Here is a 13,604-nt window from a genome sequence, read left to right as displayed (position 1 = left end):
AACCATGGACAACGACAAGCAAAATACAGTCGACAATAGTAAACGAAAGTTTATTAAAAATAGTTCAGCATTAAGTTCTGCCTTGCTGTTAGCTGCTTTTAGCGAGAAATCCAATGCTCATGAGCCACCTAAAAAGCCATTACCCAAAGCCTCTCGAGAAAATGCCCACGGGAAAATTGTTGGTCACGGCGAGTTTAAATATAGAGTGAACTACTTTTGGGGTAACTTAGACCCTCATAAAGTGCCAGTGGAAAACTGTCATGGTTTAGCCTTTGATTCTAAAGGTCGCATTATCATGGTGACCGATAACGATAAAAATAACTTCGTGATCTACAACAAAGATGGCAAGTTACTGGATGCATGGGGCACACAATACCCGGGCGCTCACTCAGTCAAAATTAACCATGAAAATGGCGAAGACTTTATATATATAGTGGATAGTGGCTGGGTGTTAAATCGACACTGGGATGGTGTCACTACTGGCAATTGGAAATCACCAACCAACAAATTTATTCCACAGCAGGGTTTTATTAGCAAGTTAACCCTAGATGGCAAACTTATATACACCATTGGTCACCCATTAACGATTGGCATTTATCAGGCAGATGAACCATTTCGCCCAACCGACATAACCATAGCCGCGAATGGTGATTTATACGTAACTGATGGCTATGGCTCTGATCGCTTAATTCAGTACAACCATAATGGCCAATATATCCGTCATTGGGGTGGTAAGAACAATCAAGATCCCAACTATAATTTAAGTAATACTCACGGTATTGGCATTGATCTGCGAAATCCTGCTGATCCCCACTTAGTTGTTAGTTCACGAGCGGCCAATGAACTTAAGTTATTTGAAATGGATGGAAAATACCGCAGCACAATTGCCACGCCAGGCGCATTTGTAGGCGGCCCGACTTTTAAAGGTGACTATGCTTATATTCCAGTGTGTTGGTCTGTGGTCGATGGCAAACGTCAAAGCAACTCTGGCTTTATTACTATCTTAGATAAAAACAACAAAGTTGTATCAAATCCAGGTGGTACCGAACCTGTTTATAAAAACGGCCAGCTGCAAAATATGCACACCACTTGGGATGTCTTTAACCACTGTCATGCAGTTTGTGTAGACGAAGACGAAAACTTATATGTGGGTCAATGGAATTCCAATCAAACCTACCCCATTAAATTAGAGCGAGTTTAATATTATGTTTTCTAAACAGTTTATCCAAATCTCTAAACTTACTCTCTGCACACTACCATTTATTGGCTTGATGAGTTGTACCGATAATTCGCAAGCGGATGCAGAGTCTGCCAAATACAACTTGCCTGAGGTAGTTGATTACAACTTTCACATAAAACCTATTTTATCTGACACCTGTTTTTTATGTCATGGGCCAGATTCATCCAACGCTAAAGCGGGATTAAGTTTAAATACATTTGAACTTGCCACTCAACACGTACTGGAATCAGGCAACCACGCCATAGTCCCTGGTAAACCAGAAAAAAGTGAAGCATTACAAAGAATCACCTCTACTGATCCGAACATGATTATGCCACCGCCTAATTCCAATTTGACTTTGTCAGATCGAGAAAAGGCCATGATCAGTAAATGGATTAAACAAGGCGCAGAATATAAAAAACACTGGTCATTTATTACTCCTGAGAAAAAACAACCACCTGCAATCAAACTTAAAGACTGGCCGGTCAACGAACTGGATTATTTTGTTTTAAAACAGATTGAAGACAAAAACTTATCACCCACTCCCGAAGCCGATAAAGAAACACTGATACGTCGTGTCACTTTTGATTTAACAGGTTTACCCCCTAGCCTACAAGAAATTGACGCTTTTATAGCTGACAACAGTGAAAATGCTTATGAGACAGTAATTGACAGACTTCTTACCAGTCCAGCATATGGTGAACGAGTTGCCACTGAATGGTTAGATGTGGCCCGTTATGCCGACACCCATGGCTATGCCACCGACCCCTTTAGAGATGTTTCACCTTTCCGTGATTGGGTAATAGAAAAATTTAACCAGAACATGCCTTTTGACGAATTTGTCACTTGGCAGTTAGCTGGAGATCTTTTACCTAATGCTACAGCTGAACAAAAAATGGCCACAGCTTTTAACCGTATGCACACTCAAAACAACGAAGGAGGCTTGGTATTAGAAGAGTTCAGAGTTGAATATGTAAAAGACCGAGTACAGGCTGTAGGTACCGGATTAATGGGGCTCACCTTACATTGCGCTCAATGTCATGACCATAAATATGACGATATCCCCACTAAAGATTATTACCAAACCTTCGCGATGTTTAATAACAACGATGACTCAGGTCAAATTTCTTGGGATCCGAAAGATATGCCTGTGCCCACTATGTTGTTACCTACAGAAGTTCAACAAAACAAAGTTAACCTTATTAATGACAAAGTTGCCCATAGTGAAACTAAGTTGGCACAAAGTATAAAAACACCTAAACAGGGTTTAAATAATTGGAAGAACACAGTTGCTGCAGACTTATTGGCGAAAAAATCATTAGTTGCCCACTTCCCCCTAAATGCAGACGATAATAATCAATCCATAGCCAACACCATACGGAAAAACAAACCGGGACAAGTTTTATTCAGCTCGAATGCCAACGAAAAAACTGGCGCTAAATTTGTCACTCAAACAAATAAACAAGGTCAAAGTATATTATTAAATGGTGAAGACGCTCTGTATTTTCCTGACGAAGATCAATTTAGTCGCGCCACGCCCTTTTCGGTTGCGGTTAACGTCAAACTGCCCGAATCGATTAAAAGTGGGGTGATATTCCACAACAATAAATCTTCGACTTTATATACATACAAAGGGTTTGATGTCAGCGTTGAAGATAATTATTGGTTAGTTCGCTTAGCTCACAGCTACCCATACAATGCAATTGCATTACGCTCTAAAGACCCTGTCACTAAAAATCAATGGCAACATCTTGCTCTGACTTACGACAGCTCATCAAAAGCCAAAGGTGTCATTTTTTATATAGATGGCAAACCTGTTGAGATGAATGTCGAGCGAGATAATCTGTACAAAGAAATCAGCCAAGAGAAAAAAGACAACCTTGGACTAGTTGCTGGCTTGAAAGTAGGTGCGCGCTGGCGAGATAGAGGTGCGGCGAATACCCTAGTGGATGACATAAAGTTATGGTCACGGGATCTTACTCAAATCGAAGTATTAGCCAATGCCAAACAACAAATGGGCGAAACCTTGAATTTAGCTCAAGTAGAAAATACTCAAGCTTTGCACGACTTTTATAACAAGGTCTTCAACCAAGAGTATCAACAACAATTTAGCCAACTAACAAAACTTAGGGTTGAGCAAAGTAGTCTGGTTGAACCCATTAGTGAAATGATGATCATGCAAGAATTAAAAGGCCAACGCCGCCCTAGTTATATATTAGAGCGTGGTTTGTATTCAGAGCATGGTGAAGAAGTGGAGCCAGGTGTGCCTGCCGCAGTCTTCCCATTTGATGAATCATTACCTAAAAACCGTATTGGTTTGGCTAAATGGTTAACCGATCCAAAACACCCACTTATGGCTCGTGTTGTGAGCAACCGTTATTGGGCGATGTTAATGGGTAATGGCATAGTGCGCACCCCAGAAGATTTTGGTAGCCAAGGTAAACTGCCCACTCACCCTGATGCACTTGATTGGCTAAGTCGGGAATTTATTGATTCGGGCTGGAATGTCAAACACATACTAAAAACTATCGCCATGACAGCAACATACAAACAAAGCTCTATTGCTAGCCCAGAACTTAAAGCTGCGGATCCAGAAAACACTTTATTTGCCAGTGGCCCATCTAACCGCTTAACCGCCGAAATGTTACGAGACAACGTATTAGCAGCAAGCGGCCTACTGGTGAAAAAAATAGGGGGAAAAAGTGTTTACCCCTACCAACCAGAAGGTTTGTGGACAATGAACCGAGCGACATACGTGCAAAGCAAAGGCGATGATTTATATCGTCGCAGCATGTACACGGTTTGGAAACGCAATGCGCCGCCACCTAGTATGCATACATTTGATACACCAACACGTACTTATACTGTCGGCGCACGTCAAGCCACCAGCACACCATTGCAAGCACTAACCATGATGAATGATCCTCAATTTGTCGAGGCTGGCCGTGTTTTAGCTGAACAAGTAATGCTGCAATCAGCTGATAAAGAACAACGTTTAATTCAACTATATCGTTCACTCACCAGTCAATACCCTGACCAAGATGAGTTAAGTGTATTAGATGATATGTACAAGCAGTTTGTTGATAAGTATTCCAAATTACCACAAGACGCAGACTCATTACTGGCGATAGGCGAAAAAGCCCCGAACCCAACATTAGACAAAACCCTAGTGGCGGCATTAAGTGCTGTTGCCAACTTAGTTATCAATCATGACGCGACTGTTATTAAGCGATAACCCGGAGACTAAAAATGAACTTATTTAACCGTAGACAATTTTTAAAAGGTGCTTCGCTAGCAGGAACTGCAGCAGGCCTATCAGGTATACCGGGATTTAGTTTGGCGCAAGATAAAAAAATCATCATGCCTGATAACAGTTTAAATGGCGTGATGGGCCAACCGCACATTCCTGCCAAAGCCAAACGTATGATTTACTTATTCCAAAGCGGTGGCCCGTCGCAAATGGAATTGTTTGATTACAAACCCATGCTGGAAAAAATGCATGGTCAAGAAATCCCCAGTGAAGTCAGGGGTGAAACAAAATTAACCACTATGACAGCACAACAAACTTCATTGCCATTAGTGAAATCTATTTTTGATTTTAAACAACATGGCGAATCAGGTGCTTGGGTCAGTGAGTTATTACCACATACCGCCAATATAGCTGACGACTTATGCTTTATTAAATCAGTGCAAACAGACTCTATTAACCATGATCCAGCAGCAACCTTTATATTAACCGGCTTCCCCATTGCTGGACGGCCTAGTCTTGGTGCTTGGTTAAGTTATGGCTTAGGTAGCAATAATGATAATTTACCGCCGTTTATTGTGTTACTCACCAATCAAACTAAAGGCCAACCAGTATTTGCTCGTTTGTGGGGAAATGGATTTTTGCCTTCCATCCACCAAGGGGTGAGATTCAGGGCAGGTAAAGATCCAGTGCTTTTTGTTAATAACCCAAGCGGTATAGACAGGCACGACCGCCGTGAAATGTTGAGTTATTTAGCCAAATTGCATGGCATTCAACATGCCAAAACAATGGATGACGAAATTCACTCCCGCATTGCCCAATACGAAATGGCGCAACGTATGCAAACCTCTGTACCTGATGTAAATGATTTTTCTGATGAACCCGATTGGGTGTTCGATATGTATGGACCAGACTCCCGTACTCCGGGCACTTATGCTGCCAATTGTTTGTTAGCTCGCAGGTTAGCCGAGCGTAATGTTAAATTTACCCAATTATTTCACCGAGGTTGGGATCATCACAGTGGTTTACCCGGTGGAATTCGTAAACAATGCCAAGAAACCGACCAAGCATCGGCCGCATTAGTCACAGATTTAAAACAACGTGGACTGCTAGACGACACCTTAGTGGTATGGGGAGGTGAATTTGGCCGGACTAGTTATTGTCAGGGTAAATTTACGGATAAGAAATATGGTCGTGATCATCATCCAAATGCTTCAACTATGTGGATGGCTGGCGGAGGAGTAAAAGCGGGACTATCTTATGGTGAAACCGACGAGTTTTCTTACAATGTGGTAAAAGATCCAGTTCATGTTCATGACCTACATGCCACTATTTTAAACTTAATGGGGATAGACCATGAAAGACTGACCTTTAAATACCAAGGTCGTCGTTTTAGATTAACCGACGTACATGGCAAAGTAGTAAAAGGGATATTAGCCTGAACCCAAGCTTAATCTGACGACTATTTTTATAGTTGTCAGTTCATCTAAAACGGCCATCAGATAACAACTAATTAGACTTCATTTTTTCATCATTAATTGTAGTTAAACTAGCTTGTAAATTTTTATCCCCAAAACAAATGCCCAGGGATAAAGCACTTATTAAAGTCATATCATCTTTTTGCACGGTTCGAGTTTTGTTTGCCACAGATTCCAAAGGAATGGAGGAAAGTTTGCCATTTTGCACTGTAACCATACGTCCATATCTTCCTTGGGCAACCAGTGATGCGGCATAACAACCTACATTGGTAGAGAAAATACGATCAAATGCACTTGTTGTACCGCCACGCTGAATATGCCCCAATACAGTAGTACGTACTTCCAATGAGATATGTTTTTCAAGCTCTTGCTGCAAATGGTGACCCACACCTCCTAGACGAATGGCATCAGGGCTATTTTCAACAGTTTTACTAACAATATAATCCCCTCCTTTGGCAATTGCCCCTTCGGCAATAACGATAATACTAGGAGATTCATGTGCAGCCCGGCTTTCAATCGCACTAATCACTGTATCTAGCTCATAAGGATATTCTGGTAAAAGAATGACATCAGCCGCGCCTGCTAGACCAGCATGTAACGCTATCCAACCAGCATAACGTCCCATTGTTTCAATAATCATAATTCGATTATGGCTATAGCTAGTAGTTTTAAGCCGATCAATGGCATCAACTACTACTCCTACAGCGGTTTCAAAACCAAAAGTACGGTCAGTGTTAACTAAATCGTTATCAATTGTTTTAGGTACACCAACAAAATTCAGACCAAGCTGAGAGAGCTCATGACACATACTCATAGTGCCATCTCCCCCCATAACAATAATGCCATCTAGCTGCAAAGCCTTATAATTATCAACAACTAATTGACTACAATCGTTACCATGATAATTAAACGGAGAAACATTATTACAAGTTTTAAGAAGAGTGCCTCCTTTGTCAATCAAGCCACTCACAGATGCTAGGTTGAGAGGTTTTGTTTTGTTTTCTAGTAGCCCTAAAATACCTTTTTCAATGCCTATCACTTCAGCGCCAAATTCGTGGATCAAACTTTTTGTAATAGCACGAATAGCGGCGTTTAAGCCGGAACAATCACCACCACCTGTGAGTACACCAATTTTCATAACCATAAAAGTCACCCTTACGAAGTGAAAATACCCAAAAGTAATCCCACGTTTAGAATAAATAACGTGTTAGAGCTGAGGTCCAACATCAATTAATTCTTGGCCAGCTTCTATATCAGTAAACCCATTAAAGTTATCAATAAATAACTGAGCTAATCGAGTCGCTTTTTGTTGCCACTGCTCAGGTGTTTGATAAGTTTGTCTTGGATCAAGAATATTAGCATCTACATTGGGTAGTGTAGTAGGTACCGCAAGGTTGAAAATAGGTAGATTAATCATATGTGTATCATCGAGAGATCCATCCAGAATTGCATCAATAATGGCGCGTGTATCTTTTATTGAAATGCGCTTGCCTGTGCCATTCCATCCCGTGTTAACAATATATGCTTGGGCACCAACAGAATCCATACGTTCAACTAATGTTTCAGCATACTTAATAGGATGTAATGTTAAAAATGCTTTACCAAAACAAGGAGAAAATGTCGGCACTGGCTCAGTAATTCCTCGTTCTGTGCCTGCCAATTTTGCAGTAAAACCGGAAAGAAAATAATATTTAGTTTGCTCGGCAGTCAGTTTCGACACTGGAGGAAATACGCCAAAAGCATCTGCGGTTAAAAATATAACTTTATTAGCGTGACCAGCTTTTGATATAGGTTTAACAATATTATCGATATGATAAATAGGATAGGAAACTCGCCCATTTTGGGTAATAGACGTGTCACTAAAATCAACTTTACCATTATTGTCCACCACCACATTTTCTAATAAGGCATTTCGTTTTATGGCGTTGTAAATATCGGGTTCGCTGTCAGGGTCAAGATCTATGGTTTTGGCATAGCATCCACCTTCAAAATTAAAGATGCCATTTTTATCCCACCCATGTTCATCATCACCAATTAATTTTCGTTTGGGATCGGTAGAAAGTGTGGTTTTACCTGTACCTGACAAACCAAAGAAAATAGCCACATCACCATTTTCTCCCATATTTGCCGCACAATGCATCGACCCCATATGTTGTAACGGTAGATAGTAGTTCATCATTGAGAACATACCTTTCTTCATCTCACCGCCGTACCAAGTACCACCGATAATCTGCATTTTTTCTGCCATATTAAAAGTGACAAACACTTCAGAATTGAGTCCATGCAATTGCCAACTGGTGTCGGTAATTTTTGAGCCGTTAAGCACCACAAAATCAGGCTCGGCAAAATCATCAAGTTGTTCATCTGTGGGTCGAATAAACATGTTTTTGACAAAATGCGCTTGCCAAGCCACTTCAGTAATAAAGCGCACTTTCATCCGAGAGTTTTCATTAGCACCACAATAAGCATCAACAACAAATAATCTTTTACTTGATAACTGATCTGTGACTAATTTTTTTAATTCTAGCCATGCGTCCTGACTGATAGGTTTATTATCGTTATGAGCCTGTTCACTGGTCCACCATAAATATTCTTTACTGACTTCATCAAGCACGATAAATTTATCTTTAGGTGATCGCCCGGTAAACTCACCGGTAGAAACAGCAATAGCACCAAACTCTGTTTTTATGCCTTTTTCATAACCTTCTAAATCAGGTTTAGTTTCTTCTTGGTAAAGTAGTTCGTAGGAAGGATTGTATACGACATTATGAGCACCTAATATGCCATACTGACTCAAATCAATTTGTTTCATTATGTGTAGCTCCTGAACTTCAATAACTTAAAGATTATCCTTTAAGATTAGTCTACAAGAGATATTGTTTTAGGTAAAAAGTAAAATCAACATATGTGGAAATCCACAATAAGCATTGAAAATTCGCAAGGTAACAGACATTTTTTAGACAAAAAACAGATAGTTTGAGTATGCCAGCACTCAATAACGCAGAAATATAATCACACTAAGGTACAGGCAGACAATCTACTCATTACGTTTGACAAATGGGCTTCAATTGCCGCTTTAGCTTTTTCACCATCTCTCTGCATCAACGCATCACAAACCGCTTTGTGTTCATCAATCTTAGGAGTGGAACCTTTATCGCGTAATTTAAGGTGAAACCTTTTACTCACTTCAGACAATTCTCTTACCTGCCATAACCATTCATAGATAGGTACTAGGGCGCCATTTCTGGTTGCTGTAACTATGGCCAAATGGAATGCATGGTCTATTTTTTCAGCTTCTTCGATATTGCCCTGCTCAATTGCGGCTGACATAGACACTAATATCTGTTTAAGTTGAAGTAACTCATCATTACTAATACGCTCGGCAGCTAACTTAGCCGACTCAGCTTCCAGTAACATTCGAGCTTCTAATACCTCAAATGGGCCGGGCATATCTTCATTTGCTATGGTCGAACTCATTTTGCGCGAAGGATCTAATGCATAGATACCAGAACCTGAACGAATTTCAACTAATCCACTCACCTCAAGCGCAATCATAGCCTCACGAATAGTTGAACGACTGACACCAAAATCGGCAGCCAGTTCTCTTTCTGCAGCAAAGCGAGCGCCTACTTTTACTTCTCCATTTTTCACCAATTCAGCTAATTTGTCAGCGATTTGCAGGTAAAGACGTTGGCTAAGGTGTTCAGTGTTTGGCATAGATATTTCAACTTTTAGGGTAAATGGTTTTATCGCTTATGACGTTGCTCGGCTAAATGAGTATTTAACCCTGGAGCCTATTCATTAGCTTGGTAAAAGATTAACCCGCATCAGCCATCAACTATTGAGATAACTACATGAAAATAAGGATTTATAGCTATTACTTGTTTAGGTAATTCAGATGGCTACAATTTCAGCCACTCAGGATTTGCGAGGTTATCGGGGCAATTGTATAGTTTCCCTGAAAAAATAACAATTGCAGCGACCTTTGGCATGCCCGTTAGTGAAATATCCACACAACCAATTTACACGGATAAACCCTAAATCAGCTCATCTACCTAACGAGGATATTAGAATGTTGTAGCTAAACTAAGACTCATCACATTATAACTCAGCTTATCTGGGGCTGAAATATCACTATTCAAATCATCATAAAGCCCACTACCGTTTTCAGTTATTCTGTTGTGGTCAAATTGTATTTTACAATTCCACGTATATGAGAAGTCCCATTTGATTCCTATACTAATAGAATCTTGATCAATTGAGTTTGAAACAACTTCATTATTCACGTCGGCTGTTAATGCTAGTAACTGATAATATGCGATTACAGGTAAACTTGCTTCAGCTTGAGAAAAATCTATGACTTCGGGTTCCTCATCCCGTACATATTTTGACAGCACCAAATAGGGGGCGAAATTATCAAAATTATAGGCCGTAGAAACATAGCCAAACTGCGCACTTTTGGCAATTCCCCAATCACTATCATAATTACCATACTCAGCAATAAACTGCCAAGCGTCTTGGGAATACTCTCCTCCAATAGCAACATATGTGACACGTGAATTTTCTGGAACCACTGCTTCTTTCAATTCCGTCGCAAAAGGCAGAAGAATCTCAGGAACCGCACTTTCAATGTTTCTAAACACATCACTACCATAAAACTCAACATCTCCTAATAAAGCAGTAAGATATGCGGCTTTAACTCGCCAGTTTATGGCTTGCATGTCGATATGTAATGCACTCAAGTTGTTATATTTAGCTCTAAATTTACCAGTAGACCCATTATTTAAATCACTACGAAAATTACTAAAGCCATGAGCTAAACCTAAATTGACCACACCAAAACTAACATCATAGGTATAGTCAATTTGCGCCCCAGTCATATTACCCACAGCACCTACAGTAGAATACATTTCTAAAGGCGGCCTAACCCATGTCAATGCATTAGTGACAAACCTTGTATCCGTATATAAATAATTGTTGGTACTAAACCGGCCAAATTGAGCCGACCAATTGCGTGTTAATTGATATCGTAAGAATGCGATCTCTAAAAGGTTTGAAAATGCTTTATCTCGCCTGTCATGAAGAACAACTTGTGCAACAGCGTCCCACTTATCAGAAAACTGAGTATTAACTTGTAATCCTAAAATAGAATCAGTGGCCAATGTTGTACCATTTCGACCTTCGTTGACTACCGAAGTTCTAAATTTCAAACGTTCATGATCAGTATGAGTCAGGCCAATATTCATAAAACCACTAAAACTAGTTTCACTGGCCACTGCTGAATTTTTTGGTAATAAAAACAATAATAAGATTGCAACCAAGATCGAGGCAAAACAAAACTTAAAATGTAATTGTGCACGCATAAAATGCGCCTCTATTTTATTTAAATCGATAAACAATTTTCATCTCCGAAGTGACGTCTGCTTCACTGACATATGCAAGGGCATATGGTTGAACAAATAGAGTATTAAATACCATAACTTCTGAGTCGGCCTGAAGGGGTGGTTTTGCTCTACCTGAAAAAAGTAATCGAGACCAATAAGCATTCACTTTTCGTTCGTTTTGCCCAACTAATGTCTGGTAAAAAGCTTCTTTTTGGCTCGAGCCTCGCGGGTGATCAATAGGTAAAACAGGTGAGCCGTCAGGGAACGTATTAAAACGGCCCATATATATATCAATTACTTGTCTTTTGGTTAATTGGTTAATTACGTTTGCTTGGTTAACCACAACAACTAGAGGGGATGAAGAATTTTGAGCAAATAAGTGCGAGGTAAACATTACCATTATGACTAGCAAGGTAATTAATGAAGGCTTATTCAGCAAACTATTTATAAAATTTTGTTTAAATATCAAATTAATTATTTCATTAAAATAACTGTATCTGTACAAGTAGAGTAATCCTTATCTCATATCTAAGCAATGCTAAAAACACTTATTCATAAACTTTAAGGATAAAAAAAACTGGCAAAAAAACATCCCGTAATAAAAAATCAATATCCGCTAATACTTAGCCATTAAACTCAAAAAGGCCTCTATAAATAAATTATATAAATTTACAGGTAAAAACGACTGAATAATCTCTCTCAATACTTGGTGAGTAAATTTTGACTTATAAGAAACCTTTATTTATAAGCGTTACAGAATATCATCATGACAGCTAGGCAAATATAGACACTGGCCTGTTAATTGCTATTTGAATTTAAAGGTATTAATTATATGACGCAATAAACGGCCCATCACTATGCAAATAAACAAAGCTCTAACCTTATTTGACTATATTGGCGACAATAATAAGTCCACCAGCATATTAGAAGATTTGGCAAATAAGCAGGGGCAAAATATTGCCGGAAATATCCAAGCGGTTGATACCGAACTTAGCTTAGGGCAATTTGAGGGCACTTTAGACAAAATCGAGAAAGGCGAAATTGAAGTCAACTCAGCCACTCTAGAAAATTATTTTCAATTTAATAAAAACAAACTAAACAATGAATTTAAACAACTGGCTGATGTTTATCAGATCAATATTGACAGCGAAATTACAATCGAAGACGGTAAACTTTTAGTCTCAGGCGATACAAAAAATGCCAAACAGTTACAACAATATTTAGATGCCGATCAACGGCTCAATAAGTTAGTTCAACAAAGCAGTCGTTTATCTAAATTAATTGAGTGGGATCAAGCCAAACAACAAGCTGCTAAACTGAAAGAGCAAGACGTCCCCGAGCAACAAATTGTCGACTTTTTAAAAGAAGGAAGACAAGTAGTGAATAATGACAACAAATTACTTTTTACTAATGTAGGTTTGGGTTTTACTTCTGAGGGGCAGACACAAGTACTGGTTGATAATCAGCAACAAGATAAAACAACAGAATGAAGCACATAAGGACAGATACTAGAAAATATGGCTGATTAGGGGAGTTATTCTGTTGCAATGAATTAAATCTATAAATGGGGTGTTGTAAATGAAATTTTTAGTATTTTTGGGAACGGTTCGAGACAGTACTCCTCCTCGGCCGGCACGTCTTGGAGATAGAGTTTGCAAAGCTTGTATTGAATGTTTAACCACTCGATATGAAGAACATGAAGTGGAGTTAGTCGATGCATTAGATTATCCTCTTGAAGCAGTGTTTAAACCTCATTTTTCCTATGCAGAAGGAAAGGCTCCATCTGCATTAAATGAACTAGCGGCAAAAATACAAACCAGCGATGGATTTATTATGGTCAGCCCCGAATATAATCACTCTATGAGCCCAGCCTTAGCTAATTTACTCAATCATTTTGGTAGTTCTTTGTTTGCTTATAAACCCAGTGCCATAGTCACTTATTCAGCTGGCCAGTGGGGCGGTATGAGGGCAGCGGTTAATATGCGAACTTTTCTCGCTGAGTTGGGATGTTTGCCTGTTTCGGCCATGATCCATGTCCCTAAAGCACAAGAGGTATTAACTGAAGACGGAGCTTGCCAAGTAACTGAACAACAGACTTCTTGGTTTGATTATTTTACTCGTACTTTTAGTCAATTAGTTTGGTGGGCAGAGGCGACAAATAAACACAGAGTCGAGCTTGATCCCCATAAAATGATCAATGATTTTAAAACCACACCAGCTCAACGAAACGCGCCTTAAAAACTAAAAACGGAGTGAGGCGGTCTGCTTTATTCTGC

The 13,604-nt window shown here is 39.5% G+C and carries 10 protein-coding genes; 5 read left to right on the top strand and 5 right to left on the bottom strand.

All coding sequences use genetic code 11. The annotated features are described in order from the left end of the window. The first annotated feature begins 4 nt into the window (after positions 1 to 4). The 3 genes from GQR87_RS01095 to GQR87_RS01085 are packed head-to-tail and all read left to right on the top strand — an operon-like array spanning position 5 to position 5,908. Positions 5 to 1,201 carry a 6-bladed beta-propeller gene (locus GQR87_RS01095; RefSeq protein ID WP_233267368.1) on the top strand — a complete coding sequence of 399 codons (1,197 nt, stop codon included), beginning with the start codon at positions 5 to 7 and terminating at the stop codon, positions 1,199 to 1,201. Between the two features lie 4 nt (positions 1,202 to 1,205). Further along, the gene (locus tag GQR87_RS01090) at positions 1,206 to 4,454 is read left to right on the top strand and encodes a DUF1553 domain-containing protein (RefSeq protein WP_233267367.1); all 3,249 of its coding nucleotides are present in this window, start codon (positions 1,206 to 1,208) and stop codon (positions 4,452 to 4,454) included. A 14-nt stretch (positions 4,455 to 4,468) separates the two neighbouring features. After that, positions 4,469 to 5,908, top strand: coding sequence for a DUF1501 domain-containing protein (locus GQR87_RS01085; protein WP_158965703.1), 1,440 nt, complete (start codon positions 4,469 to 4,471; stop codon positions 5,906 to 5,908). A gap of 67 nt (positions 5,909 to 5,975) precedes the next feature. Here GQR87_RS01085 and GQR87_RS01080 read toward each other — a convergent pair whose 3' ends face one another. From GQR87_RS01080 to GQR87_RS01060, 5 genes are all read right to left on the bottom strand, one after another. Beyond that, positions 5,976 to 7,088, bottom strand: a complete 1,113-nt coding sequence (locus tag GQR87_RS01080) for a 6-phosphofructokinase (protein WP_199271670.1) — start codon at positions 7,086 to 7,088, stop codon at positions 5,976 to 5,978. Positions 7,089 to 7,151: 63 nt separating this feature from the next. After that, complete coding sequence (gene pckA, locus GQR87_RS01075; RefSeq protein ID WP_158965701.1) at positions 7,152 to 8,756, bottom strand: phosphoenolpyruvate carboxykinase (ATP); 1,605 nt, start codon at positions 8,754 to 8,756, stop codon at positions 7,152 to 7,154. A gap of 200 nt (positions 8,757 to 8,956) precedes the next feature. Further along, positions 8,957 to 9,661: a FadR/GntR family transcriptional regulator gene (locus tag GQR87_RS01070; RefSeq protein WP_158965699.1), complete on the bottom strand. Its 705-nt coding sequence runs from the start codon at positions 9,659 to 9,661 to the stop codon at positions 8,957 to 8,959. 350 nt (positions 9,662 to 10,011) lie between these two features. Continuing rightward, positions 10,012 to 11,307, bottom strand: coding sequence for a hypothetical protein (locus GQR87_RS01065; RefSeq protein WP_158965697.1), 1,296 nt, complete (start codon positions 11,305 to 11,307; stop codon positions 10,012 to 10,014). Between the two features lie 16 nt (positions 11,308 to 11,323). Further along, positions 11,324 to 11,722 carry a hypothetical protein gene (locus GQR87_RS01060; RefSeq protein ID WP_158965695.1) on the bottom strand — a complete coding sequence of 133 codons (399 nt, stop codon included), beginning with the start codon at positions 11,720 to 11,722 and terminating at the stop codon, positions 11,324 to 11,326. A 463-nt stretch (positions 11,723 to 12,185) separates the two neighbouring features. On the opposite strand from GQR87_RS01060, the gene GQR87_RS01055 reads away from it, so the two are divergent. Next, entirely contained in the window at positions 12,186 to 12,818 is a 633-nt protein-coding gene (locus tag GQR87_RS01055) for a hypothetical protein (RefSeq protein WP_158965693.1), read from the top strand. A gap of 88 nt (positions 12,819 to 12,906) precedes the next feature. Further along, positions 12,907 to 13,566, top strand: a complete 660-nt coding sequence (locus tag GQR87_RS01050; protein WP_158965691.1) for an NADPH-dependent FMN reductase — start codon at positions 12,907 to 12,909, stop codon at positions 13,564 to 13,566. Positions 13,567 to 13,604 lie beyond the last annotated feature (38 nt).

It is taken from the genome of Paraglaciecola sp. L3A3 (assembly GCF_009796765.1).
Taxonomy (GTDB): domain Bacteria; phylum Pseudomonadota; class Gammaproteobacteria; order Enterobacterales; family Alteromonadaceae; genus Paraglaciecola.
Note: the sequence above shows the minus strand (reverse complement) of the source record. Positions and strands in the feature narration are given on the sequence as shown.